Origin of the sequence: Streptomyces sp. CA-250714, from assembly GCF_050936705.1 — a bacterium.
Lineage (GTDB): Bacteria > Actinomycetota > Actinomycetes > Streptomycetales > Streptomycetaceae > Streptomyces.
This window is the reverse complement of the sequence record NZ_JBNJMI010000001.1, coordinates 2,766,463-2,792,602: the sequence shown is the minus strand read 5'-3', so window position 1 is coordinate 2,792,602 and position 26,140 is coordinate 2,766,463. Positions and strand designations below refer to the sequence as shown.

The window sequence follows — 26,140 nt, the reverse complement described above, 5'->3', positions numbered from 1 at the left end:
GGGCGGCTTCCCTCAGTGCGCGCTGCCGGAGAGCTGTAGCCCTATCACGCCGACGATCACCAGCGTGATGGAGATCAGCTTGAGCGCGGAGACCACATCGCCCATGAAGACCATGCCGTAGATCGCCGTACCCGCGGCGCCGATGCCCGTCCAGACCGCGTACGCCGGGCCGACGTCCAGCCGCTTCAGCGAGAGGGTCAACAGGCCGAAGCTGCCGAGGGCGAAGGCGCAGAACGCGACCGTGGGCCAGAGCCTGGTGAAGCCGTGGGAGAGCTTCAGGCACACAGCGAAGCCGGTCTCCAGCAACCCCGCGACTATCACCAGCAGCCACGCCATGTGCTCTTCCTCTCGTCGCTCCCGCCGGGATCCCCTGGGACAAGGTCAAGCGCAGGCAGACCAGTATGCAGCGGCGGCCGGGCGGAAGCGATCAGTCCCCTTCACGCCTCTCCCGCGTCGCCAGCAGGCGGCGCAGCGAGTGCAGTCGGGCCGGGTCGGCGTGCCCGTCGGCCACCCACTGGTCCAGCGCGCAGCCCGGCTCGTTGTGGCTGCACGCCCGCGGACACTCGGCGGCGCCCGCCTCCAGGTCGGGGAACGCCTGGATGACGCGCGAGAGCTGAATGTGGTTCAGGCCGAAGGAGCGCACGCCCGGGGTGTCGATGACCCAGCCGTCCTCGCCGACGGGGGACGGCGGCAGCGGGAGCGCCAGTGCCGAGGTCGTGGTGTGCCTGCCGCGTCCGGTGACCGCGTTCACCACGCCCGTGGCCCGCTGCCGCTTTGGTACCAGCGCGTTGACGAGCGTCGTCTTGCCGACGCCGCTGTGCCCCACGCACACCGTGACCTGACCGCGCATCAGCTCGCGTACCGCCTCGACGCCCGAGCCGTCGGCCCACTCGTCCCTGCTGGTGACCACGTAACGCACCCCCAGCGGGGCGTACGTCTCCAGCAGCGGCCCGGCCGGCGCCAGATCGGACTTGGTCAGCACCAGCAGCGGTTCGAGCCCCGCGTCGAACGCCGCGACCAGGCAGCGGTCGATCAGCCTGGGACGCGGCTCGGGGTCGGCCAGCGCGGTGACGATGGCGAGCTGGTCGGCGTTGGCCACGATGACGCGCTCGTACGGATCGTTGTCGTCCGCCGTCCTGCGCAGCACCGAGGTGCGCTCCTCTACGCGGACGACGCGCGCGAGGGTGTCCTTGGCGCCGGACAGATCACCGACGACGGCCACCCGGTCACCCACCACCACGGCCTTGCGGCCCAGTTCGCGTGCTTTCATCGCGGTGACCGTGCGGTCCTCCACCAGGCACGTCAGCCGGCCACGGTCGACGGTCAGTACGAGGCCCTCGGCCGCGTCCTCGTGCTTGGGCCGGGTGTGGGTACGCGGGCGGGTACCGCGGCGGGAGGGACGGACCCGGATGTCGTCCTCGTCGGTGTGCTTGCCGTAGCGGCGCATCGCGGGCGCCCTCTCAGGCTCTCTCTCCGGCTCCGGCTCCGGAACCGGCTGCTGCCGGAATGCCGAGCATGCCGCCCCACATCTGCGGGAAGTCCGGCAGGGTCTTGTACGTCGTCGCGACGTTCTCCACCTCGACGCCCTCGACCGCCAGGCCGAGCACCGCGCCGGCCGTGGCCAGCCGGTGGTCGTCGTAGGTGTGGAAGACGCCGCCGTGCAGGGCGCGTGGCCGGATCCGCAGGCCGTCCTCGGTCTCGGTGACATCGCCGCCCAGGCCGTTGATCTCCTTCACCAGCGCCGCCAGCCGGTCCGTCTCGTGCAGCCGCAGATGGCCGACGCCGCGCAGCACCGACTCGCCGTCCGCCAGCGCGGCCACGGCGGCGATGCCTGGCGTCAGCTCGCCCACCTCGCCCAGGTCGATGTCGATGCCGTGGATCCGGCCGCTGCCGGTGAAGGTGAGGCCGCGCTCGTCCAGTACGCAGGAGCCGCCCATGGCCGTGAAGATCTCGCGCAGCGCGTCTCCGGGCTGCGTGGTGCGCTCGGGCCAGTCCGGGACGGTGACCTGGCCGCCGGTGACCAGCGCCGCGGCGAGGAAGGGCTGCGCGTTGGACAGGTCGGGCTCGATCGTCAGATCGCGGCCCAGCAGCGCGCCGGGCGTCACCCGCCACACGTTCGGCGTTCCGCCGTCCTCCGGGGCGTCCACCTGCGCGCCCGCGGCGCGCAGCATGTCGACCGTCATCCGGATGTGCGGCATGGACGGCAGCGTGCGGCCCGTGTGGCGGACCTCGACGCCCTGGTTGAAGCCCGGACCCGACAGCAGCAGTGCGCTGACGAACTGGCTGGAGGAGGAGGCGTCGATCTCCACCGGACCGCCCGCCAGCGAGCCGTTGCCGTGCACGGTCATCGGCAGCGCGCCCCGGCCCTCGTCCTCCACGCGTGCGCCCAGCGTGCGCAGGGCGTCGATGACGCCGTGCAGCGGGCGCTCGTAGGAGCGCGGGTCGCCGTCGAACCGGATCGGGCCCTCGGCCAGCGCCGCGAGCGGCGGCAGGAAGCGCATCACGGTGCCCGCGTTGCCGACGTCCACCGTCGCCGGGCCGCGCAGCGTGGTCGGGATCACCCGCCAGGCCTCGCCGCCGGGGCGCTCACCGGCCGGGCGGCCGCCGTCGGCCGTGGGGGAGGCGGAGGCGGAGGAGACCGTCTCCTCGATCTGGACGCCCATGGTGCGCAGCGCGCCGGCCATCAGCAGGGTGTCCCGGGAGCGCAGCGGCCGGCGCAGCCAGCCCGGTTCGGAGGACAGCGCGGCCAGCACCAGCGCGCGGTTGGTGACCGACTTGGACCCCGGCACGGTGACGGTCGCCTCGATACGGCCCGGCGCCGTGGGCGCGGGCCAGAGGGCGGAGTCTGCGGGGCTGATGCGCTGGTCGGTCATGGGGCCCACTGTAATGGCTGGGGCTCGGCCGCCTCGGTGACCGACCGGAGCCGGAGTCACAGCCCGAGCAGCCAGCGCCCGCCGCCGATGAGGGAGCACAGCGCGACCGCGTGGAAGAGGAACAGCCACGCGGCGGCGGGGAGATGGGTGAGCCGCGCCAGCTGGTCGGCGTCCGAGTCCGGAGCACCCTGGGCCATCCCGCCGGGCCGGAACACCCCGCGCCGCATTCCCTGCCGCCGCTTGCCTTGCAGCTCGAAGACCGGGCGCACTCCGCCAAGCAGCAGGAACCACACCACGACGTAGGCGAACGCTGCCTGCACCTCGGGGTCCGTCAGCCAGGAGACGAGCAGGAAGGCGCCACCTGCCAGCAGGACGGTCAGCACCCCGTAGGCGTTGCGGATCATCACCAGCATCGCCACCAGCAGTGCCGTGGCCCCCCACAGCAGCGCCGTGATGTGGTTGGCGGCCAGCAGCCAGGCGCCGCCCAGCCCGAGCAGCGGGGGAGCGGTGTAGCCCGCGGCGGCGGTCAGCACCATGCCTATGCCGTGCGGCTTGCCCCGCGAGACCGTCAGCCCCGAGGTGTCCGAGTGCAGCCGTATGCCGTCCAGCCGACGCCCGGTGACCAGGGCTATGAGTCCGTGCCCGCCCTCGTGCGCGATGGTGACGGCGTTCCGCGAGATACGCCACACCCCGTGCGGAGCCACCGCGAGCAGCGCCACCAGGCCGGTGACGAGCACCAGCCACTGCTCGGGGTCCGGCTGACTGCCGACGACCCGGTCCCAGACGTCCGTGATGCTCGCGTTGTCCATGTTCGGGGTGCTCTCCTCGTGTGCTCCGGGGCCGTGTCCCCGCTGTGTCCCGTCGGCGCACGTCGACGTGTCCTGTCAACGCCCGGCGACGGCCCGGCGTGCCGTGGCAGTCTTGCAGGCATGTGCGGACGGTATGCAGCGAGCCGGGGGGCCGAGGATCTGGCCCGGCTGTTCGAGGTGGAGAAGTGGGAGCCCGCGGAGGCGCTGGCACCGGACTGGAACGTCGCACCCACCAAGCAGGTGTACGCGGTGCTCGACCGCCCGCTCAAGGGCGGCGACGACCCGCGGCCCGTGCGGCAGCTGCGGACCCTCAAATGGGGCCTGGTGCCGGGCTGGGCCAAGACGCCGGACATGGGCGTCAAGATGATCAACGCCAGGGCGGAGACCGTGCACGAGAAGCCCGCCTACCGCCGTCCCTTCGCCGCCCGCCGCTGTCTGCTGCCAGCCGACGGCTACTACGAGTGGGTCACCGCGCAGGGTGAGCTGAAGCTCGAACAGGAGGGCAAGCGGAAGCGGCCCCGCAAGCAGCCGTACTTCATCGCGCCGACCACCGACGGCTCCGCGGATGAGCAGCCGGTGCTGGCGATGGCCGGGCTGTACGAGTTCTGGCGGGACAAGACGCTGCCCGACGACCATCCGCAGGCCTGGTGGACGACGTGCACCGTCATCACCACAGCCGCGGAGACCACCCCGCTGGCCAACGCGGACGAACTGAGCGAGGGCGGCCCACGGTCGCTGGCCGACATCCACCCCCGGATGCCGCTGATGCTCACCCCGGACCGCTGGGACGCCTGGCTGGACCCCTCGCGGACGGACTCCGAGCAGCTCCGCGAGTTGCTGACGCCACCGCCGCCCGGAACGATGCGGGCCCACCCCGTCTCCACGGACGTCAGCAACGTCCGCAACAACGGCCCCCACCTGCTGAAGGAGCTGCCCGCTCCGGAGGAGGAGACGCTGTTCTAGGGGCTTCACCCGTGCCCCGAAGGGGCGCGGGGAACTGCTCCCCCAGCCTCCGGCCGGGAGGTGCCCCCACCAGCCACAACGAAACGGCAGCTTGTGGACGGGCAGCCAGGGCCATCCCCTCCCCAGTGGCACCATGCGGTCATGACTGCGCACAAGGACAAAAGCCGCAAGGACACAGGCAGCGAGCGGCAGGCCGAAAAAGTCGCGACGCCCATGGGCGACGCCCGCATCACCTGGTACCCCGCGGCGCGAAAGGCGCACACCGTGCTCGCCCTCGGCCATGGCGCGGGCGGCGGGATCGAGGCCCGCGACCTGCGGGCACTGGCCGCCGCGCTGCCCGGCGAGGGCGTCACCGTGGCACTGGTGGAGCAGCCCTGGCGGGTGGCGGGCAAGAAGGTGGCCCCGGCGCCGCGGACCCTGGACGCCGCCTGGAGCGCGCTGTGGCCCGCGCTCACGCTCCCCGGTCTGCCGGTGATCGCGGGAGGGCGCAGCGCGGGCGCCCGCGTCGCCTGCCGTACCGCGGGGGAGCTGGGCGCACGGGCGGTGCTCGCCCTGTCGTTCCCGCTGCACCCGCCGGGCAAGCCCGACAAGTCCCGCGCCGACGAGCTGACCGGCGTGGAGCTGCCGGTGCTGGTGGTGCAGGGCGGCCGCGACCCGTTCGGCCGCCCCGCGGAGTTCCCGGACGGTACGGAGCTGGTGGAGGTGCCGTACGCCGACCACGGTTTCGCGCTGCCGAAGTCGGCCGAGCTGACCGAGGAGGAGGCGATGGGGGTGATCACCGGCGCCGTCACGGCATGGATCGCCGGCCGGCCCGGCGGGTGAGCGAGCGCTGGTGCGGGCGGCGGGCCGGGCGAGCGCGGCGGGCTGGGAATGACCGGCCGGGGCGGGAATGATCGGCGGGCCTTCGTGGTTGCACCCGGTATCCGGCTACGGACATGACCCGTGACCGGAGAAGAACGTGAGATGCCGTACCTCTCCACACGAAGGAAAGGGAGCCGCCCAGATGGGTTCTGTCGCTTGCCCCCAGCGTCCGCGGGCCGCTGACCTGGACTGGGCCACGATGGCGCTGGCCTCAGGCGCGAAGATTCAAGCGGCGGGCGGTGGCGATCGTCGTCTATTCTCCGATTCGAGCGGGTCCTCGTTCGGGCTCGCCGCGACGTTGGAGGAGGTGGGTCCGGTCACCGGGACCGAAGGCGGCTCAAGCGCACAGCAGGAGACACAGGCATCTGAGACGGTGGAGCAGCGCAGTGCACGCTTCGAGCGTGACGCACTCGCTTTCCTCGACCAGATGTATTCCGCCGCGCTGCGCATGACGCGGAACCCGGCCGACGCCGAGGACCTGGTGCAGGAGACCTACGCGAAGGCGTACGCGTCCTTCCACCAGTTCCGCGAGGGCACCAACCTCAAGGCGTGGCTGTACCGCATCCTGACGAACACCTTCATCAACTCCTACCGCAAGAAGCAGCGCGAGCCCCAGCGCAGTGCCGCGGAGGAGATCGAGGACTGGCAGCTGGCGCGCGCCGAGTCGCACATGTCGACCGGGCTGCGCTCGGCCGAGGCACAGGCGCTCGACCACCTGCCGGACTCGGATGTGAAGGAAGCGCTCCAGGCCATCCCCGAGGAATTCCGCATCGCCGTCTACCTCGCCGATGTCGAAGGCTTTGCGTACAAGGAGATCGCCGACATCATGGGCACACCCATCGGTACGGTGATGTCCCGTCTGCACCGTGGACGGCGCCAGCTTCGGGAGATGCTGGAGGGTTACGCGCAGGAGCGCGGCCTGGTCCCGGCAGGTGCCGCGGCGGACGGGTCGCAAGACCGGAAAGGCTCGGGCTCATGAGTTGCGGAGAGCCGCACGAGACGGACTGCTCTGAGGTCCTCGACCACCTCTACGAGTACCTCGACCGGGAGATGCCCGAGGGCGACTGCGCCAAGTTCAAGGAGCACTTCGACGAGTGCTCGCCCTGCTTCGAGAAGTACGGGCTCGAGCGCGAGGTGAAGAAGCTCGTCAAGCGCTGCTGCGGGCAGGACGACGTCCCCTCGGATCTGCGGGCCAAGGTCATGGGCCGGATCGAGGTGATCCGGCAGGGCGAGACCCCCGCGAGTGCCGATGCCGTCCAGGCCGAGGACACCCGTTCCGCCGCCGGGACCGGGACCGTCGACGCCGCGATGGAGACCGTCGACGCCGCCGGCTCCGAGGACGACAAGAACCCCGCCTGAACCGGGAGTTCGCACCTGGCGCACGCGCGCTAGTGGTTCCGTCTTTTCTCGCTCGTTCGGGTGAGCTCCTGCCGTCTCGTACGGGGGAACGCGCCCGAAGGCCAACGGGCCCGCTGCCCGCCGCTCCTATTCTCCCCGCCATGTGACAGGTGGGGAGGAGGCCGGTGATGCGGCTCACGATGCGTACAGCGGGGACAGCCGGACCAGCGGGAGCGGCGGCGACAGCGCGGCCGGCAGCAGCGGCAGGGCCCGCGGAGGACAGCCGTGTGGCGCTCGCACTGGCATGGGTGCTGACCGTGCCGGTGGCAGTCGTCCTGTGGCGCAGCGCCTACGGGCCGCTCGCGGCGCTGCCCGCGCTGGGCCCCGTCTGGCTCGCCTGGTGGGGGCTGCGGCGGTGCCGCCCCGAACGCGCGGCGCGGCAGGCCGCCGTGCAGGCGCTCGCCCAGGCCGTGCACATCAAGGACCGCTACACCCGCGGGCACGGCGAACGGGTCGGCCTCGCCGCCGCGCTGATCGCACGCGAGCTGGGTCTGGACGAGGAGCGGACCGAGCTGCTCCGCTGTGCGGGCGTCCTGCACGACGTCGGGAAACTCGGCGTCCCCGCCCGGCTGTTGCGGAAAGAGGGCCCGCTCACCCCCGCCGAGCGCCGCGTCATGGAACAGCACCCCGAGCACGGGGCCGAGATCGTGCGCGGGCTCGACTTCCTGGGCGAGGCACGCGCCGCGGTACTGCACCACCACGAGCGGATGGACGGCACCGGCTATCCGCGAGGGCTGGCCGGCGAGGAGATCCCCGAGGCCGCACGGATCGTGGCCGTCGCCGACGCGTTCGACGCGATGACCTCCACCCGCTGCTACCGCCCGGGCCGGCCCGTCGCCGCGGCGCTGGAGGAGCTGGAGCGGTGCGCGGGAACGCAGTTCGACCCCCGGATGGTCGCGGCCCTCACCCGCGCGCTGCGCCGGCACGGCTGGCCGTACGCGGACCCGCACGCGCCCCGGAAACCGGCAGCGGATCCGGCCGCGGACCCCCGCGCAGCCCCGCAGCCGGCAGCGGCCCGTGCCGCCCTCGGCGGCGCGGACCCGGTGGCCGGTGCGGCGGCCGGTCCGACGGCCGGGGTGCGATCCGGCGGAAGCGTGGCCGTATGACGCGGCGGACGGCCGCACGGCTGGTCGCCGCCGCCTATGGGGTGGCCGCGCTGGTGGCGGGGAGCGCGTTGGGCGTCACCCTGTGGCGCGGGGTGACCCGGCCCGATGTGGCGCTGGCGTTCGGACTGGTCGTCGCCGTGGGCGAGTTGGCCCGCGTCCGGCTGACCGAGGACGGCGTCGGCGTACGCACCACAGGACTGCTGTCCGGGGCCGGGGCGCTCGGCTACGCACTCTGCGGCCAGGTGGGCGGCACACCGGCAGGGCCCGGCGCGGCACAGGCCGTCGCGGTGGCCCTCTTCGGCTCCCTCGTCGGGCTGGCCCCGCAGGTCGCGCTCGGCCAGGCGCCGCCGCCGCAGGCGCCCGCACGGCTGGCGCTCGGCGTGGGGTTCGCCGCGGTCTGCTGCCAACCGCTGTACGGGGAGGGCTGGTTGGGCCGCGCCGTTCAGCCGGGCGGAGTCTTCACCCTGTGTCTGCTGGGCCTGGCGCTGCTCGTCGGATGCCTCGACGCTCTCCTGGCCGCCGCCACCAACGCGCTCGCCGCGGTCCCGAAGACCGAGGCAGGCTACGGGCGGGCGGTGCGGCAGGAGTTGAGCGTCCGGCTCGGCACCGTTCCCGCGCTCGCCGCCACCGCCGTCCTGCTGGCGCTGGCCGTCGCGGTCGCCGGGCTGTGGGCGCTGCTGCTGTGCTGCGCGCCGTTGCTCGTCATCCAGTTCGCCCTCCGCCGCCGCGCCTCCGTACGAGCGACCCACCGGCGCACTCTCGCCTCCCTCGCCCGGGCGCCCGAGGTGGCCGGCTGTACCCCGCACGGGCATGCGCGCCGAGTAGCGGAGCTCAGCCGCGCGGTGGGGCGCGAGCTGGGCCTGACGGGAGGGGAACTCACCGCGCTGGAGTATGCGGCCCTCACACATGATGTGGGGCAGCTCTCGCTGGCCGAGCCGGTTCCCGGCGGGGCAACGACAGCGCTGGAACCCGGCAGACAGCGCCGTATCGCCCTGCTCGGCGGCGCGGTGCTCCGGCAGGCCGGTGCCCGCTGGCGGGTGGCGTCGGCGGTGGAGGCCCAGGCCGACCCGTACCGCGAACAGTCGGTGACGGCACGTGTCGTCCGTACGGTCAACGCGTACGAGGACCTCGTCACGGGCAGCCACACGAAGGGCCGTACGACGGGCGAGGAGGCGCGCGAGTGGGCCCTGCGCCAACTGCGCACGGCCACCGGGCGTGACCACGAACCACGCGTGGTGGAAGCCCTGTCACGCGTGGTGGCAAGGGCCGGGGAGGGGCGCGGTGCGGGCTGCGGACGTCTGACGCACGGGTAATGAGCGGGCACCCGAGCGGGCATGGTTGGATGCGAAGGGGGGAACCGCGAGAGGCGAGGACCGGCGCGTGGTGTCCGGTGCACGGAACCCCCATCGGCAGACGACAGGCCGGGCAGCAGCCGGGCCGCAGGACAGGTGGAACGGCGGGATCGGCGGGAGCACAGTGAGGATCTTCGGCAAGGTGCGGCACCGTCCCTCCGCCTCGTGGCGGCAGGCGACGGACCGTGCGTTCACGCTTATCGGCGACGGGCGCTACGAGGACGCGGGCGCTCTGCTCACCCGTGCCGCCGACCTGGAGCCGTGGCTTTCGGAGTCCTGGTTCAACCTCGCGCTGCTGCACAAGTTCCGGCACGACTGGGAGCAGGCGCGTACGGCGGGTCTGCGTGCCGTGGCGCTGCTGGACCGCGAGACCGGGGCGCCCGACTGGTGGAACGTCGGCATCGCGGCCACCGCGCTCCAGGACTGGCCACTGGCGCGCCGTGCCTGGCAGGCGTACGGGCTGCATGTGCCCGGACAGTCGCACGGTGCGGCGGCGGCCGAGGAGCCCACCGGTATGCAGCTGGGCAGCGCCGCCGTGCGGCTCTCCCCGGAGGGCGAGGCGGAGGTCGTATGGGGCCGCCGAATCGACCCGGCCCGGATGGAGATCCAGAGCATTCCGTTGCCCTCCTCGGGGCGCCGCTGGGGCGAGGTCGTACTGCACGACGGCGTTCCGCACGGCGAGCGCACCACGGCCGCCGGGCCCTCCTATCCCGTCTTCGACGAGATCGAGCTGTGGGCCCCCTCGCCCGTACCCACCTGGGTGGTGCTGCTGGAGGCCGCCACCGAGAGCGACCGGGACGCGCTGGAGCGGCTGGCGGCCGACGCCGGGTTCGCCGCCGAGGACTGGTCCTCGTCGGTGCGGCTGCTGTGCCGTGCCTGCTCGGAGAGCGCCATGCCGGCCGACGAGGGCGACGGGACCGTGCATCTGGACCCGCACGACCACAGTTCGCCCGGCCACCCCGGGCCGCTGGGCCATATGACGCAGGGCGGCCCCGGCGAGCTGTGGGTGCCCGAGCGCGAGTGCGGACTGGCGGCGCCCGCCGCGCTGGTGCGCGGGCTGCTGGACGGCTGGGTCGCGGACAGCCCGGACACCCGTGAGTGGCGGGATCTGGAGGAGGTCTGCTGAGCCTCCACCGGCGGCCCCGTACCCTGTAGGGCGGGTCCTTACGGTACGCAGCCGTACGGTGCTCAGCCGGTTCACCGGCGGATCTCAGCTCTCACGGTCTTACGGGTCGCAGGAAGGCGTACGACGGCATGGCGCAGCAGCAGGAAACAACGGCCGAGTCGGCCGCCACCGCCGAGGGCGAGTTCGTCGACGACGTGACGGACGCGGCAGCCCGCGAGGAGGCCCACACCGCGCGGGGTACGGCCCGGCCGGTCACCGTCATCGGCAACCCGGTGCTGCACCGGGAGTGCAAGGACGTGGCGGAGTTCGACGACGAGCTGGCCGCGCTGATCGACGACATGTTCGCCAGCCAGCGCGCTGCCGAGGGTGTCGGCATCGCCGCCAACCAGATCGGCGTCGACCTGAAGGTGTTCGTCTACGACTGTCACGACGACGAGGGCGTACGGCACGTGGGTGTCGTCTGCAACCCGGTGCTCGAACAGCTCCCCGCCGAGCAGCGGGTGCTGGACGACGGCAGCGAGGGCTGCCTTTCGGTGCCCGGCGCCTACCACCCGCTGGCGCGGCCCGACTACGCCGTGGTGCGCGGGCAGGACGCGCAGGGCAAGCCGATCATGGTGCGGGGCACCGGGTACTTCGCGCGCTGCCTCCAGCACGAGACCGATCACCTTTACGGGTATCTGTACGTCGACCGGCTTTCGAAGCGGGAGCGGAAGGACGTGCTCCGGCAGATGGCCGAGAGCACGCCCCGCTACGAGACGGTGCCGAACGAGTAACCGGCACCACCATCCGCCGTACCGCTCAGAAGTCGTCGTCCAGCGACACCGAGCCCTCCACCGCCACCTGGTAGGCCGAGGGGCGGCGCTCGAAGAAGTTGGTCAGCTCCTGCACGTTCTGCAGCTCCATGAAGGAGAACGGGTTGCTGGAGCCGTAGCGCTCGGGGAAGCCGAGCCGGCGAAGCCGCTGGTCGGCGACGGCCTCCAGGTACTGGCGCATGGACTCGGTGTTCATGCCGGACAGGCCGTCGCCGCACAGGTCGCGCGCGAACTGCAGCTCCGCCTCGACGGCTTCCTCCAGCATCGCCGTGACCTGCTTCTCCAGCTCCGCGTCGAAGAGTTCGGGCTCCTCCTCGCGGACGGTGTCCACCACGTCGAAGGCGAACGACATGTGCATCGACTCGTCGCGGAACACCCAGTTGGTGCCCGTGGCCAGCCCGTGCAGCAGTCCGCGTGAGCGGAACCAGTAGACGTAGGCGAACGCGCCGTAGAAGAACAGCCCCTCGATACAGGCGGCGAAGCAGATCAGGTTGAGCAGGAAGCGGCGGCGGTCGGCCTTCGACTCCAGCTTGTCGATGGTCTCCACAGAGTCCATCCAGCGGAAGCAGAACTGGGCCTTCTCCCGGATGGAGGGGATGTTCTCCACTGCTGCGAACGCTGCCGCACGCTCGTCGTGGTCGGGCAGATAGGTGTCCAGCAGCGTCAGATAGAACTGGACGTGTACGGCTTCCTCGAACAGCTGCCGGGACAAGTAGAGCCGGGCTTCCGGCGAGTTGATGTGCTTGTAGAGCGTCAGCACGAGGTTGTTGGCGACGATCGAGTCCCCGGTGGCGAAGAACGCCACCAGACGGCTGATCATGTGCTGTTCGCCCGGTGTGAGCTTGGCCAGGTCGGCGACGTCCGAGTGGAGGTCGACCTCCTCGACGGTCCAGGTGTTCTTGATGGCGTCGCGGTAGCGCTCGTAGAAGTGCGGATAGCGCATCGGGCGCAGGGTCAGCTCGAAGCCCGGGTCGAGCAGGTTCTTGTTGTCGTCTCGCATTACTGGCAGGCCTCGCAGGACTCGGGGTTTTCCAGGGAGCAGGCGATCGCTTCGTCGGCCGCCTGCTGGGGGACGGTGGCGGTCCTCGCCGCCTGGGCGATGCGCGTCGCGGGGCGCGAGCGCAGGTAGTACGTGGTCTTGATGCCGCGCTTCCAGGCGTACGCGTACATCGAGCTGAGCTTCCCGATGGTGGGGGAGGCCAGGAAGAGGTTGAGCGACTGGCTCTGGTCCAGATACGGGGTGCGGGCGGCGGCCATGTCGATCAGGGCGCGCTGCGGGATCTCCCAGGCCGTGCGGTACAGCTCCCGGACGTGCGCGGGCACCCACTCCAGCTCCTGCACGGAGCCGTTGGCCTGGCGCAGCGCCTCCCGGGCGCGCGCGTCCCACAGCCCCAGCCGCTTCAATTCCGCGACCAGATAGGTGTTCACCTGAAGGAACTCGCCGCTCAGCGTCTCGCGCTTGAACAGGTTGGAGACCTGCGGCTCGATGCACTCGTAGACGCCCGCGATGGAGGCGATGGTCGCGGTCGGGGCGATGGCGAGCAGCAGGGAGTTGCGCATCCCCGTGCGCGCGATACGGGCGCGCAGCGCGTCCCAGCGGTCCGCCCAGTGCGGCTCGGCGTTCGGGTAGTGGTCCGGGTGCAGTACGCCGCGCGCCGTGCGGGTCGAGGACCAGGCCGGCAGGGGGCCGTGCCGGTCGGCCAGTTCGGCGGAGGTCTCGTACGCGGCGAGCATGATGCGCTCGGCGATCCGGGTGGACAGCACGCGGGCCTCGTCCGAGTCGAACGGCAGCCCGAGCCGGAAGAAGACGTCCTGGAGGCCCATCACCCCCAGACCCACCGGCCGCCAGCGGGAGTTGGAGGCTGCCGCCTGACCGGTCGGGTAGTAGTTGATGTCCACCACGCGGTCCAGGAACGTCACGGCGGTACGGACGGTGGCGTCCAGCCGCTCCCAGTCCATCGCGCCGTCCTCGCCGAGATGGGCGGCGAGGTTGACCGAGCCCAGGTTGCAGACCGCCGTCTCACCGTCGTCGGTGACCTCCAGGATCTCGGTGCACAGGTTGGAGGAGTGCACCGTGTGGCCCGGCTCGGCGGTCTGGTTGGCGGTGCGGTTGGAGGTGTCCTTGAACGTCATCCAGCCGTTGCCGGTCTGCGCCAGGGTGCGCATCATCGCGCCGTACAACTGCCGTGCGGGCAACTGCTTGACGGCACGGCCCTCGGCCTCGGCGCGGCGGTACGCGGTGTCGAACTCCTCGCCCCACAGGTCGACCAGCTCCGGCACTTCGGACGGGGAGAAGAGCGACCACTGGCCGTCCGCCTCGACGCGGCGCATGAACTCGTCCGGCACCCAGTGCGCCAGATTGAGGTTGTGCGTACGGCGCGCGTCCTCGCCCGTGTTGTCGCGCAGTTCCAGGAACTCCTCGATGTCCGCGTGCCACGTCTCCAGATAGACGCAGGCGGCGCCCTTCCGCCGGCCCCCCTGGTTGACCGCGGCGACGGACGCGTCCAGCGTCCGCAGGAACGGGACGATGCCGTTCGAGTGGCCGTTCGTCCCCCGGATCAGCGCCCCGCGGGAGCGGATCCGGGAGTACGACAGACCGATGCCGCCCGCGTGCTTGGAGAGCCGCGCGACCTGCTGATAGCGCTCATAGATCGAGTCCAGCTCGTCGCTGGGCGAATCCAGCAGATAGCAGGACGACATCTGCGGATGGCGGGTGCCGGAGTTGAACAGGGTGGGGGAGGAGGGGAGATAGGCGAGGGAGCTGATGAGCCGGTAGAACGCGGCCACCTCTTCGAGCGCGTCGGCCGAGCCGTCAGCGGCCAGCCCGCAGGCGACGCGGAGCAGGAAGTGCTGCGGCGTCTCGACGGTGCGCCGGGTGGTCGGGTGCCGCAGCAGGTAACGGGAGTGGACGGTACGCAGCCCGAAGTACTCGAACCGGTCGTCGGCGCCGCCCTCGACGGCTTCCTCGACCAGGGTGTCCAACTGGCCGGCGTGCTCGCGTACGAACGCGTGGGTGCGGTCCGCGATCAGCCCTTGGGCGTGGCCGAGGGCCACCGATGCGGAGAACGAGGTGACGCCCTCGGCCGCCGCCTCGTCGCGGATCGCGCGGGTGAGCAGCCGCGCCGCCAGCCGCGAGTAGGACGGCTCCTCGCTGATGAGGCCCGCAGCCGACTCGATGGCCAGGGCCCGCAACTCGGCCTGGTCCGCGCCCGGTTGCCGACCGCGCAGTGCCGCCGCCAGCACCGGTGCCGGGTCCGCGTCCTGGAGATCCGCCGTGAGTGCGGCGAGGGTTTCGCGGAGCGCGGTCGCCTGTGGGTCCTCGCGGGTGGCGTTCCCTGGGGAAGCGGCGCCGGTGGGCGCTGCCCCGGTGGGGGCGCGTTCCGGAAGGGTGGGGGCGGTGGTGACGGTCACGCGATGCTCTCCCTCGCTGCTGACTGTCCGTGGGCAGCACGGAGGGAGGGAGCGCACGCCGCGCCCTCAGCAGGGCATGGCGCGCTCCGCCCGCCGGTCCAACCCACGAGACCCGGACGTTCGTCGATGCCGCCGCCGGCAGGTACTCGGACTTGCGGGCGCGCTTGCGTGGGCCCCCTCACCGTTGCGGGCCAGTTCCGGATTCGCACCGGATTCCCCTGCATCGGAGGCGACGGCGTGTGCGAGCATACATGTTGTGCCCCGCCGATCCAGAACCCCCACATGTTGTGCCGCCCCGCCCGGGAGGCCGGGCGGGGTCACAGGGAGAGGGCGTAGGTCCACAGGATGAAGCCCTCGAGGGGCGCCCAGTCACGCTCGGGGGTCCGGCGGAAGCCGATCCGCTCGTAGAGGCGGTGCGCCGCGTGCATGGTCGGCTGGGTGGACAGGACGAGCCCGCTCAGGCCGAGGGCGCGGCCCCGCGTCATACAGGCCCGGACGAGGGCCTCGCCCACCCCGCGGCCGCGGGCCGACTCCCTGACGCCGAGCATCCGGAACTCGCCCTCGCCCTCCCGCGCCAGGTCGGCGTAGGGGCCACCCCGGCCGACGAAGGTGACGGTGCCCAGCAGTGCGCCCTGGTGGTCCTCCGCGACGAGCAGCTCGGCCTGGGCGGCGCGGCCCGCCGCGTCGCGGAGGGTGTCCAGATATGGGTCGGCTTCGGCGAAGTCCAGCAGCCCGCCGTCGAGATAGGCGCGTGCCACCAGTTCCCCGGCCTCCGCGTACTCCTCAGGTCTGGCGGTTCTCACAGTGATGTCCATGGCGGCCATCATGCGGCACGCCACCGACAATCCGCGCTGCTCAGCAGCAGCGGAAGCCCTCCCGCGGATCGCCCTCCCGGGCGTCCGTGCGGCGGCGTTCGAACTCCTTACGGCTGGGGATCTCCGCGTCGGGGCCCTGGTGCTGCCGTACATGCGCGACGTACCGCTCGTAGGCGCTCTCGTCGGTGAACTCGCGCACGTACCAGCGCAGCCAGCGCCCGGCGCGCAGCACGGGGTTGGCCGACTTCGCCGCGTTCACCGCGAGCCGCCCCCCGACTCGCCGCTCTGCTGTCCGGCGGCGGCCAGTGCCGCCTCGTGCTCGGCCTGCTCCGCCTTCTCCTCCTTCGTGGCGATCAGCCCGGCGGGCTCCACCAACTTCGACTCCTGGTAGGGCGCCTCGTACATCCGGGTGCCCTCCGGGTTGCGTACGGCGCGCACGCAGGTGCGGGCCGCGTCCGCGAGAACGATGATGACGAGAACGGCGAAGAGTGCCGACAGGATGCCGTCCACCGTGGAGTTGGTGACGATGGTGTGCATGTCGTCCATGCTCTTGGCGGGGGCGATGACCTTGCCCTGCTCGATGGCGTCTTGGTAATTGGCGCGCTGCTGGAAGAAGCCGACCTTCGGGTCGGTGGAGAAGACCTTCTGCCAGCTGGCGGTCAGTGTGACGACCGCGTCCCACACCAGCGGTACGGCGGTCACCCAGGCCCACTTCAGCCGCCCGGACTTGACCAGCAGCGTCGTACAGACGGCCAGCGCGACGGCGGCCAGCAGCTGGTTGGCGATGCCGAAGAGCGGGAAGAGCTGGTTGATTCCGCCCAGCGGCTCGTGCACGCCGACCCACAGGAAGTAGCCCCACAGCGCGACGATGGCGGCGCTGGAGAACAGCAGCCCGGGCCACCAGCTGACCCGGCGGAAGGGCTTGTAGACGTTGCCGAGCATGTCCTGGAGCATGAAGCGGCCCACGCGGGTGCCCGCGTCGAGCGCCGTCAGGATGAACAGCGCCTCGAACATGATGGCGAAGTGGTACCAGAACGCCTTCATCCCGGCGCCGCCGATGACCTCCGAGAAGATGTTGGAGACACCGATGGCCAGCGTCGGCGCGCCGCCCGTACGGGAGAGCAGCGACTGCTCCTCGACGGCCTTGGCTGCTGCCGCGAGTTGGTCCGGGGTGATGGTGTAGCCGAAGTTCTTCACCGCCTCGGAGGCGGCCTGCACGTTGTCGCCGATGACGCCGGCGGGCGCGTTCATCGCGAAGTAGAGCCCCGGGTCGATGATGCTGGCCGCGACCATCGCCATGATGGCGACGAACGACTCCATCAGCATGGAGCCGTAGCCGATCATCCGGATCTGGGTCTCCTTCTGGATCATCTTCGGCGTGGTGCCCGAGGAGATCAGCGCGTGGAAGCCGGACAGGGCGCCGCAGGCGATGGTGATGAAGACGAACGGGAAGAGCGAGCCCGCGAAGACCGGCCCGTTGCCGACGCCCGCGAAGTCGGTGATGCCGTCCATCTTCATCGTCGGCAGCGTCACCACGACACCCACGGCCAGCAGCCCGATGGTGCCGATCTTCATGAACGTCGACAGGTAGTCACGCGGTGCCAGCAGCATCCACACCGGGAGGATGGAGGCGACGAAGCTGTAGACCAGGATCCAGATCACCAGCGTGCCGGGCTCCAGGGTGAAGGTGTCCGCCCAGGACGACTCGGCGACCCACCGCCCGGAGACCAGCGCGAGCAGCAGCAGCCCGATGCCGATCAGGGAGACCTCGGTGACCCGCCCGGGCCGCAGCACCCGCAGGTAGAAGCCCATGAACAGGGCGATCGGGATGGTCATGCCGATCGAGAACGTGCCCCAGGGCGATTCGGCCAGCGCGTTGACGACGACGAGGGCCAGCACCGCGAGCAGGATGATCATGATGGCGAGGACGGCGAGCAGCGCGGCGGCCCCGCCGATCGGGCCGATCTCCTCGCGCGCCATCTGCCCCAGCGATTTGCCGTCCCGGCGCATGGAGAAGAACAGCGTCACCATGTCCTGCACGGCGCCCGCGAAGATCACGCCGACGATGATCCAGATGGTGCCCGGCAGATACCCCATCTGGGCCGCCAGCACCGGGCCGACCAGCGGTCCGGCGCCCGCGATGGCGGCGAAGTGGTGGCCGAGCAGCACCCGCCGGTCGGTGGGGTGGAAGTCGATGCCGTTGTCGAGCCGCTCGGCCGGCGTGGCCCGCGTCTTGTCGACACGGAGCACGCGGGTGGCGATGAAGCGCGAGTAGAAGCGGTAGCCGATGGCGTACGAGCCGAGCGCGGCAGCCACCATCCAGGCGGCCGAGATCTCCTCGCCGCGGGCGAGCGCCAGCATGGCCCAGCCCGCGGCGCCGATCAGCGCGACTGCGGTCCAGACGGCTATGGACCGTGGACTGAGCTTGCTCGCTGGCTGTGCAGTGCTGCGCACGCGTTCCTCCTCGACCTCACCCACCGACCATTCGAGGTGGCGGGCAATACCACGACGGCAGGCCGACGGTAGAACAACCGCCTGATCAGCGCCATACCTCGGAACGGATGAACCACGATCCGAGACAGGGGCGTGATCTGCGGCTTCGCCCTCCGGAGACGGTCGAGCCGGGGCGGCGGGCGCGCTCGTGCGGCGGTGGGCGCCCTCGCACGGCGGCGGGCGCTCTCGTGCGGCGGCACGGGCGCTTCGTGCGGCGGGCGGGGACCCTCGTGCGGCGGCACCGGCGCCCTCGTTCGGCGGCGGGCGCCCTTCTGCGGCCGCGAGCGCCCTGGTGCGGCGGGCGGGCCCGCTCCCCGTGGCGCCGGAGCCGTCAGTCCGCAGGGCGCTTGAGGTTGGCGACGAACTTGTACCGGTCGCCGCGGTAGACCGAGCGCACCCACTCCACCGGCTCCCCTGCGGTGTCACGGGAGTGCCGGGAGAGCATCAGCATCGGCAGTCCGACGTCGGTGCCGAGCAGCCCGGCCTCGCGCGGGGTGGCCAGCGAGGTCTCGATCGTCTCCTCGGCCTCGGCGAGATGGATGTCGTACACCTCGGCGAGCGCGGTGTAGAGGGAGGCGTACTTGACCAGGCTGCGGCGGAGTGCGGGGAACCGTTTCTGGGACAGATGGGTGGTCTCGATCGCCATCGGCTCACCGCTGGCCAGCCGCAGCCGTTCGATCCGCAGTACGCGGCCGCCGGTGGGGATGTCCAGCAGCGTGGCGAGCCGGTCGTCGGCGGTGACGTAACCGATGTCCAGCAGCTGTGAGGTGGGTTCGAGGCCCTGCGCCCGCATGTCCTCCGTGTAGGAGGTCAGTTGCAGCGCCTGGGAGACCTTGGGCTTGGCGACGAAGGTGCCCTTGCCCTGGATGCGCTCCAGCCGCCCCTCGACGACGAGCTCCTGGAGGGCCTGCCGCACGGTGGTGCGCGAGGTGTCGAACTCGCTGGCCAGCGTGCGCTCGGGCGGTACGGGGGTGCCGGGCGGCAGCGTCTCGGTCATCTCCAGCAAGTGCCGCTTCAGCCGGTAGTACTTGGGCACGCGCGCGGTGCGGGCCGCCGATCCGTTGCCGCCTGCGGTCTCGGTGTCCGCCGCGGCCGGCGCGACCGCGCCGCCCCCGTCCGTGCCCATGGCCCGCCTTCCCAACCCATGTCGTGCTGCCGTCACCGGCTTCCTCCGTGTACGTAGCGGCTCACATCGTGGCACGGCCCCGGTGTGGGCGGGCGTCCCAGCTCAGATGTCGTTCCGATAACGGAACCGACAGCGAGCTTTATACACCGTTGACACCCCTAAAGGTCTAGGCCAAGCTGCGCATGGTTCTTATTGGTCTAAACCAAATCAGGGAACTCAGGGAATCCACTCCGGGTTTGCTGTCGCGGAGCGTTCCAGTGTGCAGGGGAGAATGCTGTGGTACGCAGAAAACATGGCCTCATGGCCGCGGCCGGTGTCGTGGCGTTGATGGTGAACGTCGCGGCCTGTGGGTCCGACGATGACAAGAAGAGCGGACCCGACAGCTTCAAGGGTCAGACCCTGACCCTCTGGGCGATGGACGGCTCCACGCCCAAGCAGTGGACCAAGGACGTCAAGGCGGCCTTCGAGAAGAAGACCGGGGCGAAGCTCAAGCTCGAAGTCCAGCAGTGGAACGGCATCCAGCAGAAGATCACCACAGCCCTCTCCGAGTCCGACCCGCCGGACGTGATCGAGGTCGGCAACACCCAGACCCCCGCCTACGCCCGCACCGGCGGACTGGCCGACCTGAGCGACCTGAAGAAGGGCGTGGGCAAGGACTGGACGCCCTCCCTCAACAAGTCCGCGGTCTACGACGGCAAGCAGTACGCGGCCCCGTGGTTCGCCGTCAACCGCACGGTGATCTACAACAAGAAGATCTGGGCCGAAGCCGGCATCAAGGGCACGCCCAAGACCCGCGCGGAATTCTTCGACGCGCTCAAGAAGATCGACAAGAAGACCGACGCCGAGCCGCTCTACATGCCGGGCCAGAACTGGTACTTCCTGGACGGCCTGCTCATCGGCCAGAACGCCGACCTGGTGAAGAAGAAGGGCGGCAAGTGGGTCTCCAACCTCTCCGACCCCAAGGTCGGCAAGGCCATGGAGATCTACAAGAAGTACGCCTCCTACTCCAAGGCCCCCAAGGACAAGGACGAGGCCACCCCGCAGCAGGCCGAGGTCTTCGCCAAGGGCAGGACCGGCGCGTTCATCGGGCTGAGCTGGGAGGCGGCCACCGCGATCGAGGCCAACAAGAAGCTCAAGAAGGACATCGGCTACTTCACCATCCCGGGTGAGACCGCGGACAAGCCCGAGGGGGTCTTCCTCGGCGGCTCCAACCTCGCGATCGCCGCGGGCAGCGAGAAGCAGGAACTCGCCAAGGAGTTCCTCAAGATCGCGCTGTCCGACAAGTTCGAGGGCGCGCTCGCCAAGGAGGGCGGCGTCATCCCGAACAAGTCAGCCCTCCTGAGCAATCTGAAGGGCAACCCCGCCGCGGAGGCGGCCGCGCCGGCTGTCGAGGGCGGTGGGCTCACGCCGCTCATCCCCGAGTGGGGAGCCGTGGAGAACCCGCCCAACCCGATCAAGACGTATATGACGTCGGTGCTGAACGGAAAGTCGCACGGGGCCGCTGCGCGGGGCGTCGAGGGCGAGATGAACAAGAGGCTGTCGCAGAAGCAGTGACCCTCTTGCGAGGGCTGTTGTGGGGGCGGCAGCAGCCGTCCCCGCAACCGGGGTGGGAGTTTGAATGTCTGTGAAAACCCAAGAGGCGCCGCCGCGCGACAAGGTTCCCGTACGGCCGATGGGGGTCGACGGGGCGCCGCGTGAGGCGCGGGGGGCGAGGAAGGGCACGCTGCCCTATCTCCTGCTGCTGCCCGCCCTCGCGCTGACCGCTGTCTTCCTCGGGTATCCGCTGGTCACCAACGGCATGTTGTCGTTCCAGAACCTCAACATGACCCAGTTGATCCAGCACCTCACCGAGTGGAACGGGGTCACCAACTACACCGACACGCTCGGCAGCGAGACCTTCTGGCGGGTCACGCTGCGGTCGGTGATCTTCACCGCGGTCAATGTCGTCGTGATCATCGTCGTCGGCACCCTCGTCGGGCTGCTGCTGGCCCGGCTGGGGCCCAGGATGCGGCTGTTGCTGTCCATCGGTCTGGTGCTGGCCTGGGCGATGCCGGTGATCGCCGCGACCACCGTCTACCAGTGGCTGTTCGCGCAGCGGTTCGGCGTCGTCAACTGGGTGCTGGCGAAGCTCGGTTTCGACTCGATGGCGGACTACAACTGGACGGGAACCCAGCTGTCCACGTTCTTCGTCATCTCGCTGCTGATCGTGTGGACCTCCGTCCCGTTCGTCGCGATCAACCTCTACGCCGCGACGACGACGATCTCCAAGGAGCTGTACGAGGCGGCGGCGCTGGACGGCGCGGGGTCGTGGCAGAGCTTCAAGAGCGTCACCTTCCCGTTCCTCAAGCCGTTCCTGATGGTCGCGACGTTCCTCGAAGTCATCTGGATCTTCAAGGCGTTCCCGCACGTCTTCGCCGTCAACGAGGGCGGCCCGGACCGGCTGACCGAGACGCTGCCCGTCTACGCGTTCGTGGAGGGCGTCGGCAACCAGCACTACGGCACCGGCGCGGCCATCTCCGTCCTCACCATCCTGATCCTGCTGGCCCTGATGTCGTACTACCTGCGCCTGGTGCTGCGGCAGGAGGACGCCGAGGACGCCGACGCCGCCGAAGGTTCGCAACAGAAGGGGGCCAAGGCCTGATGCAACGGTCACTGCTGGGCCGGATATGGCCGAATGCCGCCGCGCTGGTGCTGTTCGTGGCGTTCGCCTTTCCCGTGTACTGGATGTTCAACACGGCGTTCAAGCCGAACGGGCAGATCATCAGCGAGGACCCCGTCTGGTTCCCCACCTCGCCCACCTTCGAACACTTCCGGACGGCGGTCGAGGCCGAGCACTTCTGGTCGCTGGTGCGCAACTCCGTGACCGTCACGGTGCTGGCCGTCGGCTTCTCGCTGCTGGTTGCGCTCTTCGCCTCGTTCGCGCTGGCCCGGATGCGGTTCAAGGGGCGCAAGGGCATCATCCTCACCTTCATGGTGGCCCAGATGGCGCCCTGGGAGGTCATGGTGATCGCGATCTACATGATCGTGCGGGACGCCGAGATGCTGAACAGCCTGGTGCCGCTGACGCTCTTCTACACCGTCATGGTGCTGCCGCTGACCATCATCACCCTGCGCGGCTATGTGGCGGCCGTGCCCAAGGACCTGGAGGAGTCGGCCATGGTGGACGGCTGCACCCGGCTCCAGGCGTTCCGCCGGGTCATCTTCCCGCTGCTGGCCCCCGGTCTGATGGCGACCTCGCTGTTCGGCTTCATCACGGCATGGAACGAGTTCCCCATGGTCCTCATCCTCAACAAGGACGCCGAGGCCCAGACGCTGCCGCTGTGGCTGTCGAAGTTCCAGACGGCGTTCGGCGACGACTGGGGTGCCACGATGGCGGCAGCCTCGCTCTTCGCCGTCCCGATCCTGCTGCTCTTCCTCTACCTCCAGCGCAAGGCGGTCGCCGGCCTCACCTCCGGCGCGGTGAAGGGATAGCCGATGGCCGACGGTACCGAAGGGACAACCGCACAGCACCGCCGCCGCAATCCCCGGCACATCAGTGAAGTGAAGGGACACCGCGCCGCATGACCACTTCAGTACGAGCATCCGACACCCTCACCCGCGACGCCCTCGCCGTCCTCCAGCCCGGCTTCACCGGGACCTCGGCCCCCACCTGGCTGCTGCGGCAACTGGACGAAGGGCTCGTGTCGGTCGGCCTGTTCGGGCGCAACATCGACTCTCCCGAACAACTCGCCCTGCTCACCGAACAGCTGCGCGACGTACGTCCGGAACTGCTGGTCGCCATCGACGAGGAGGGCGGTGACGTCACCCGGCTGGAGGCCGGGACCGGCTCCTCCTACCCGGGCAACCTCGCCCTCGGCCATATCGACGACCCCGACCTCACCCGGGCCGTCGCCCATGAACTCGGCAGCAGGCTCGCCGCGGCCGGCGTCAACCTCAACTGGGCGCCCTCCGCCGATGTGAACTCCAACCCGGACAACCCCGTCATCGGCGTACGGTCCTTCGGCGGCGACCCCGAGCTGGTCGCCCGGCACACCGTCGCCTATGTCGAGGGCCTCCAGGCGGCGGGCGTCGCCGCCTGCGTCAAACACTTCCCCGGGCACGGCGACACCGCCGTCGACTCGCACCACGCCATGCCCCGCATCGACGCCGACCTGGAAACCCTCAGAGCCCGCGAGCTCGTGCCCTTCGCCGCGGCCGTCGACGCCGGCAGCAAATGCGTGATGAGCGCCCACATCCTGCTGCCGGCCCTCGACGAGGCACACCCCGGAACCCTCAGCCCCGCCGCGCTGACCGGCCTGCTGCGGGCGCCGCGCAGCGAGGGCGGACTGGGCCACCAGGGGCTCATCGTCACCGACGGCATGGAGATGCGGGCCATCTCCGCCACCTACGGGCTCGAACGCGGCAGCGTCCTGGCGCTCGCCGCCGGGGCCGACGCCATCTGCGTGGGCGGCGGACTGTCCGGCGAGGACACCGTGCTGCGGCTCCGCGACGCGCTGGTCAGGGCCGTGCGCGAGGGCGTGCTGACGGAGGAGCGGCTCGCCGACGCGGCGGCACGGGTACGCGGCCTCGCCGCGTGGGCGCGGGGGGCGCGGCGGTCGGACACGGGGGGTCTGGCCGACCCCGCCCTCCGCGCGGACCTGACGGGCTCGGGCGCGGGCATCGGGCTGGAGGCGGCGCGCCGCGCACTGGTCGTGACCGGGCTGGAGGGCTACCGCCGTCCCTCCGGGCCGCTGTTCGTCGCGGCGCTCACCACCGTCGCCAACATCGCCGTCGGCGACGAGACACCGTGGGGGCCGGCGGCCGAACTGGAACGCATGGTTCCGGGTACTCGGACGGGCACGTACGGGAGCGCCGACGGGGATGTCGGCGCCCGGGTGCCGGCGGACGCGGGGGAGCGGCCCGTGGTGGTCGTCGTCCGCGATCTGCACCGGCACGCGTGGATGGCCGAGGCGGTGCGGCGGATCGCCGCCGCCCGGCCGGAGACGGTGGTGGTGGAAATGGGGGTGCCCCAGGCCCCTCCGCAGGGCGCCCTGCATATCGCCACCCATGGCGCTGCCCGCGTGTGCGGACGTGCCGCCGCGGAGGTCATCGCCCGCGGGTGAGCGTGCGATTGGCCGCCCCTCGGGGAGCAAATCCCGCTGTATCGCCCACACCGTAGGATCGAACCGCGACCCACGCTTACGCAACGCACCCCCGGAGGGACCCGCATGTCCTCGAACGCCCCGTCCGAGCCGGGCACCATCATGTCGGGCGAGATGGCCGAGCAGCCCGCCGTGCTGCGCCGCATCCTGGACGAGGGCGCCCCGGCCATCCGCGAGGTGGCCGAGCAGATCGCCGCGAGGAACCCCCGCTTCGTCCTGCTGACGGCGCGCGGCACCTCCGACAACGCCGCGCTGTACGCGAAATACCTGCTGGAGATCCAGCTGGGCAAGCCGTGCGGGCTGACCTCCATGTCGACCACCACCGCGTACGGCGCCCAGCCGGACCTCACCGACTGCCTGGTGATCACCATCAGCCAGTCCGGCGGCAGCCCGGACCTGGTGGCCTCCACCGAGGCGGCCCGCGAGGCGGGGGCGATCACGCTCGCGGTCACCAACAACGCCGGCTCGCCGCTCGCGCGGGTCAGCGAGTTCCACATCGACGTACTGGCGGGACCGGAGAAGGCGCTGCCCGCCACCAAGACCTACACCGCCGAGCTGCTGGCGCTGTATCTGTTCGTGGACGGTCTGCGCGGCGGCAGCAGGGCCGAGGCCGCCAAGGCGCTGCCCGAGCTCGCCGAGGCCGTACTGGCCCGCAAGGACGAGGTCAGAGCGCTGGCGGCGCGCTACCGGTTCGCCGAGCGCATGGTGCTCACCTCGCGCGGCTACGGCTACCCCACGGCGAAGGAAGCCGCGCTCAAGCTGATGGAGACCAGCTACATCCCCGCGCTGTCCTACTCCGGCGCCGACCTGCTGCACGGCCCGCTGGCCATGGTGGACAACATCTCGCCGGTGATCGCCGTCGTCGCGGACGGCAAGGGCGGCGAGGCGCTGCAGCCGGTGCTGGAGCGGCTCCGGGACCGGGGCGCCGACCTGGTGGTCATCGGCCGCCAGGAGGAGGTGGACCGGGCCTCGGCCGGGTTCGCGCTGCCCACCGACGGGCTGCCGGAGGAACTGCAGCCCATCGTGCAGATCCTGCCGCTCCAGATGCTCGCCTACGAGGTCACCATGGCACGCGGCCAGGACCCGGACGCACCGCGCTCGCTCGCCAAGGTCACCGAGACCCGCTGAGGGAGGCTGCGATGCACCAGGTGAGCATGGGGCGGGCGACCACTGTCGACGGCCTGATCGAGCAGCTCATCGACGTGGGGGCCACTGCCGTGCGGCGCGGTTTCGTACTGGCCAGCGGCGGCAATCTGTCGGCCCGGCTGCCGGGCTCGGATGAGTTCGTCGTCACCGGCAAGGGCACCTGGCTGGACCGGCTGGCGCCCGGTGACTTCACCCGTATGAACCTGGCGGGCGAGATCGTCGGCGGCAACCCCGAGCCCTCCAGCGAATGGAAGCTCCACCAGCGCACCTACCGGGTACGGGAGGACGCCAACGCCATCGTCCATATGCACCCCCAGCACGCCGTACTGGTCGACGCGCTCGGCCACGAGATCCGGCTGCTGACGCTGGACCACGCGGTGTACGTACGGTCCGTCGGCCGTACCGACTTCTACCCGAACGGGTCGGACGAGCTGGCCGACTCCGCGGCCGAGCAGGCCAAGGAGCACAACTGCGTGCTGCTGGCCCACCACGGCTGCTCGGCCCTGGGGGAGGACGTCGGGATGGCCTTCCGGCGGGCGATGAACCTGGAGGAGGCCGCCACGGCGACCTACCGCGCCCTGCTGCTGGGCGACCGTACGACGCGCTTCCCGGTGACCGCGGACGAGGCGATCCAGCACGCCTGAGCGCGTCCGTCGCGCCGGGAGGCCCCGGAACGCACTTCGGGCCGCGGCGCCGGTGCGGGACCCT

Annotated in this window: 23 protein-coding genes, 1 pseudogene and 1 riboswitch; of the genes and pseudogenes, 14 read left to right on the top strand and 10 right to left on the bottom strand. The window is 71.0% G+C overall.

Annotated elements, in window-relative coordinates; translation table 11 throughout:
• Positions 1 to 12: 12 nt before the first annotated feature.
• The 4 genes from ACQEU8_RS12295 to ACQEU8_RS12280 form a co-directional block, all read right to left on the bottom strand.
• Positions 13 to 336 carry a DMT family transporter gene (locus tag ACQEU8_RS12295; RefSeq protein ID WP_433099802.1) on the bottom strand — a complete coding sequence of 108 codons (324 nt, stop codon included), beginning with the start codon at positions 334 to 336 and terminating at the stop codon, positions 13 to 15.
• 91 nt (positions 337 to 427) lie between these two features.
• Positions 428 to 1,447, bottom strand: coding sequence for a ribosome small subunit-dependent GTPase A (gene rsgA / locus ACQEU8_RS12290; RefSeq protein ID WP_433099800.1), 1,020 nt, complete (start codon positions 1,445 to 1,447; stop codon positions 428 to 430).
• Between the two features lie 13 nt (positions 1,448 to 1,460).
• Positions 1,461 to 2,873, bottom strand: a complete 1,413-nt coding sequence (gene aroA, locus ACQEU8_RS12285) for a 3-phosphoshikimate 1-carboxyvinyltransferase (RefSeq protein ID WP_433099798.1) — start codon at positions 2,871 to 2,873, stop codon at positions 1,461 to 1,463.
• Positions 2,874 to 2,929: 56 nt separating this feature from the next.
• Positions 2,930 to 3,682 carry a M50 family metallopeptidase gene (locus ACQEU8_RS12280; protein ID WP_433099796.1) on the bottom strand — a complete coding sequence of 251 codons (753 nt, stop codon included), beginning with the start codon at positions 3,680 to 3,682 and terminating at the stop codon, positions 2,930 to 2,932.
• Between the two features lie 120 nt (positions 3,683 to 3,802).
• On the opposite strand from ACQEU8_RS12280, the gene ACQEU8_RS12275 reads away from it, so the two are divergent.
• The 8 genes and pseudogenes from ACQEU8_RS12275 (at position 3,803) to def (ending at position 11,261) form a co-directional block, all read left to right on the top strand.
• A complete protein-coding gene (locus ACQEU8_RS12275; protein WP_433099794.1) occupies positions 3,803 to 4,645 on the top strand; it encodes an SOS response-associated peptidase in 843 nt (280 codons plus the stop codon).
• Between the two features lie 141 nt (positions 4,646 to 4,786).
• Positions 4,787 to 5,467: an alpha/beta hydrolase family protein gene (locus tag ACQEU8_RS12270; RefSeq protein WP_433099792.1), complete on the top strand. Its 681-nt coding sequence runs from the start codon at positions 4,787 to 4,789 to the stop codon at positions 5,465 to 5,467.
• 346 nt (positions 5,468 to 5,813) lie between these two features.
• Positions 5,814 to 6,485, top strand: coding sequence for a sigma-70 family RNA polymerase sigma factor (locus ACQEU8_RS12265; RefSeq protein ID WP_433102341.1), 672 nt, complete (start codon positions 5,814 to 5,816; stop codon positions 6,483 to 6,485).
• A complete protein-coding gene (gene rsrA / locus ACQEU8_RS12260) occupies positions 6,482 to 6,865 on the top strand; it encodes a mycothiol system anti-sigma-R factor (RefSeq protein ID WP_433099790.1) in 384 nt (127 codons plus the stop codon). Before ACQEU8_RS12265 ends, rsrA begins: the two co-directional genes overlap by 4 nt.
• 311 nt (positions 6,866 to 7,176) lie before the next feature.
• Positions 7,177 to 8,010 (top strand): annotated as a pseudogene (locus tag ACQEU8_RS12255) (HD-GYP domain-containing protein); the annotation flags it as partial.
• Complete coding sequence (locus ACQEU8_RS12250; RefSeq protein WP_433099788.1) at positions 8,007 to 9,323, top strand: HD-GYP domain-containing protein; 1,317 nt, start codon at positions 8,007 to 8,009, stop codon at positions 9,321 to 9,323. The pseudogene ACQEU8_RS12255 and the gene ACQEU8_RS12250, both read left to right, overlap by 4 nt.
• A 163-nt stretch (positions 9,324 to 9,486) precedes the next feature.
• Complete coding sequence (locus tag ACQEU8_RS12245; RefSeq protein WP_433099786.1) at positions 9,487 to 10,488, top strand: tetratricopeptide repeat protein; 1,002 nt, start codon at positions 9,487 to 9,489, stop codon at positions 10,486 to 10,488.
• Positions 10,489 to 10,616: 128 nt separating this feature from the next.
• On the top strand, positions 10,617 to 11,261 hold the full coding sequence (gene def / locus ACQEU8_RS12240; RefSeq protein ID WP_433099784.1) for a peptide deformylase: 645 nt from the start codon (positions 10,617 to 10,619) through the stop codon (positions 11,259 to 11,261).
• A 25-nt stretch (positions 11,262 to 11,286) separates the two neighbouring features.
• Here def and ACQEU8_RS12235 read toward each other — a convergent pair whose 3' ends face one another.
• The 6 genes from ACQEU8_RS12235 to ACQEU8_RS12210 form a co-directional block, all read right to left on the bottom strand.
• Complete coding sequence (locus tag ACQEU8_RS12235; RefSeq protein ID WP_433099782.1) at positions 11,287 to 12,300, bottom strand: ribonucleotide-diphosphate reductase subunit beta; 1,014 nt, start codon at positions 12,298 to 12,300, stop codon at positions 11,287 to 11,289.
• A complete protein-coding gene (locus ACQEU8_RS12230) occupies positions 12,300 to 14,711 on the bottom strand; it encodes a ribonucleoside-diphosphate reductase subunit alpha (protein WP_433099780.1) in 2,412 nt (803 codons plus the stop codon). The genes ACQEU8_RS12235 and ACQEU8_RS12230 overlap by 1 nt, the downstream gene beginning before the upstream one ends.
• Positions 14,712 to 14,831: 120 nt before the next feature.
• A riboswitch (cobalamin riboswitch) is annotated at positions 14,832 to 14,963 on the bottom strand.
• Positions 14,964 to 15,028: 65 nt separating this feature from the next.
• Positions 15,029 to 15,526, bottom strand: coding sequence for a GNAT family N-acetyltransferase (locus ACQEU8_RS12225; RefSeq protein WP_433099778.1), 498 nt, complete (start codon positions 15,524 to 15,526; stop codon positions 15,029 to 15,031).
• 40 nt (positions 15,527 to 15,566) lie between these two features.
• Complete coding sequence (locus ACQEU8_RS12220) at positions 15,567 to 15,785, bottom strand: YbdD/YjiX family protein (RefSeq protein WP_433099776.1); 219 nt, start codon at positions 15,783 to 15,785, stop codon at positions 15,567 to 15,569.
• A complete protein-coding gene (locus tag ACQEU8_RS12215; RefSeq protein WP_433099774.1) occupies positions 15,782 to 17,980 on the bottom strand; it encodes a carbon starvation CstA family protein in 2,199 nt (732 codons plus the stop codon). The genes ACQEU8_RS12220 and ACQEU8_RS12215 overlap by 4 nt, the downstream gene beginning before the upstream one ends.
• A gap of 370 nt (positions 17,981 to 18,350) precedes the next feature.
• On the bottom strand, positions 18,351 to 19,145 hold the full coding sequence (locus tag ACQEU8_RS12210; RefSeq protein WP_433099772.1) for a GntR family transcriptional regulator: 795 nt from the start codon (positions 19,143 to 19,145) through the stop codon (positions 18,351 to 18,353).
• A 327-nt stretch (positions 19,146 to 19,472) separates the two neighbouring features.
• Here ACQEU8_RS12210 and ACQEU8_RS12205 point away from each other — a divergent pair, with 327 nt between their 5' ends.
• From ACQEU8_RS12205 to ACQEU8_RS12180, 6 genes are all read left to right on the top strand, one after another.
• On the top strand, positions 19,473 to 20,699 hold the full coding sequence (locus ACQEU8_RS12205; protein ID WP_433102339.1) for an extracellular solute-binding protein: 1,227 nt from the start codon (positions 19,473 to 19,475) through the stop codon (positions 20,697 to 20,699).
• Positions 20,700 to 20,817: 118 nt separating this feature from the next.
• Positions 20,818 to 21,786, top strand: coding sequence for a carbohydrate ABC transporter permease (locus ACQEU8_RS12200; protein WP_433102337.1), 969 nt, complete (start codon positions 20,818 to 20,820; stop codon positions 21,784 to 21,786).
• Positions 21,786 to 22,616 carry a carbohydrate ABC transporter permease gene (locus ACQEU8_RS12195; RefSeq protein WP_433099770.1) on the top strand — a complete coding sequence of 277 codons (831 nt, stop codon included), beginning with the start codon at positions 21,786 to 21,788 and terminating at the stop codon, positions 22,614 to 22,616. Before ACQEU8_RS12200 ends, ACQEU8_RS12195 begins: the two co-directional genes overlap by 1 nt.
• A gap of 89 nt (positions 22,617 to 22,705) precedes the next feature.
• On the top strand, positions 22,706 to 24,247 hold the full coding sequence (locus ACQEU8_RS12190) for a glycoside hydrolase family 3 protein (protein ID WP_433099769.1): 1,542 nt from the start codon (positions 22,706 to 22,708) through the stop codon (positions 24,245 to 24,247).
• A 105-nt stretch (positions 24,248 to 24,352) separates the two neighbouring features.
• Positions 24,353 to 25,414 carry an SIS domain-containing protein gene (locus tag ACQEU8_RS12185; RefSeq protein WP_433099767.1) on the top strand — a complete coding sequence of 354 codons (1,062 nt, stop codon included), beginning with the start codon at positions 24,353 to 24,355 and terminating at the stop codon, positions 25,412 to 25,414.
• An 11-nt stretch (positions 25,415 to 25,425) separates the two neighbouring features.
• The gene (locus ACQEU8_RS12180; RefSeq protein WP_433099765.1) at positions 25,426 to 26,076 is read left to right on the top strand and encodes a class II aldolase/adducin family protein; all 651 of its coding nucleotides are present in this window, start codon (positions 25,426 to 25,428) and stop codon (positions 26,074 to 26,076) included.
• Positions 26,077 to 26,140: the final 64 nt, after the last annotated feature.

Bases quoted from the DNA above. Each gene is read 5' to 3' on its own strand.
- def (WP_433099784.1), top strand. From the start codon at position 10,617: ATGGCGCAGCAGCAGGAAACAACGGCCGAGTCGGCCGCCACCGCCGAG.
- ACQEU8_RS12275 (WP_433099794.1), top strand. From the start codon at position 3,803: ATGTGCGGACGGTATGCAGCGAGCCGGGGGGCCGAGGATCTGGCCCGG.
- ACQEU8_RS12270 (WP_433099792.1), top strand. From the start codon at position 4,787: ATGACTGCGCACAAGGACAAAAGCCGCAAGGACACAGGCAGCGAGCGG.
- rsrA (WP_433099790.1), top strand. From the start codon at position 6,482: ATGAGTTGCGGAGAGCCGCACGAGACGGACTGCTCTGAGGTCCTCGAC.
- aroA (WP_433099798.1), bottom strand. From the start codon at position 2,873: ATGACCGACCAGCGCATCAGCCCCGCAGACTCCGCCCTCTGGCCCGCG.
- ACQEU8_RS12280 (WP_433099796.1), bottom strand. From the start codon at position 3,682: ATGGACAACGCGAGCATCACGGACGTCTGGGACCGGGTCGTCGGCAGT.
- ACQEU8_RS12180 (WP_433099765.1), top strand. From the start codon at position 25,426: ATGCACCAGGTGAGCATGGGGCGGGCGACCACTGTCGACGGCCTGATC.
- ACQEU8_RS12185 (WP_433099767.1), top strand. From the start codon at position 24,353: ATGTCCTCGAACGCCCCGTCCGAGCCGGGCACCATCATGTCGGGCGAG.
- ACQEU8_RS12225 (WP_433099778.1), bottom strand. From the start codon at position 15,526: ATGGACATCACTGTGAGAACCGCCAGACCTGAGGAGTACGCGGAGGCC.
- ACQEU8_RS12295 (WP_433099802.1), bottom strand. From the start codon at position 336: ATGGCGTGGCTGCTGGTGATAGTCGCGGGGTTGCTGGAGACCGGCTTC.
- ACQEU8_RS12250 (WP_433099788.1), top strand. From the start codon at position 8,007: ATGACGCGGCGGACGGCCGCACGGCTGGTCGCCGCCGCCTATGGGGTG.
- ACQEU8_RS12190 (WP_433099769.1), top strand. From the start codon at position 22,706: ATGACCACTTCAGTACGAGCATCCGACACCCTCACCCGCGACGCCCTC.
- ACQEU8_RS12235 (WP_433099782.1), bottom strand. From the start codon at position 12,300: ATGCGAGACGACAACAAGAACCTGCTCGACCCGGGCTTCGAGCTGACC.
- ACQEU8_RS12200 (WP_433102337.1), top strand. From the start codon at position 20,818: ATGGGGGTCGACGGGGCGCCGCGTGAGGCGCGGGGGGCGAGGAAGGGC.
- ACQEU8_RS12205 (WP_433102339.1), top strand. From the start codon at position 19,473: ATGGTGAACGTCGCGGCCTGTGGGTCCGACGATGACAAGAAGAGCGGA.
- ACQEU8_RS12210 (WP_433099772.1), bottom strand. From the start codon at position 19,145: ATGGGCACGGACGGGGGCGGCGCGGTCGCGCCGGCCGCGGCGGACACC.
- ACQEU8_RS12195 (WP_433099770.1), top strand. From the start codon at position 21,786: ATGCAACGGTCACTGCTGGGCCGGATATGGCCGAATGCCGCCGCGCTG.
- rsgA (WP_433099800.1), bottom strand. From the start codon at position 1,447: ATGCGCCGCTACGGCAAGCACACCGACGAGGACGACATCCGGGTCCGT.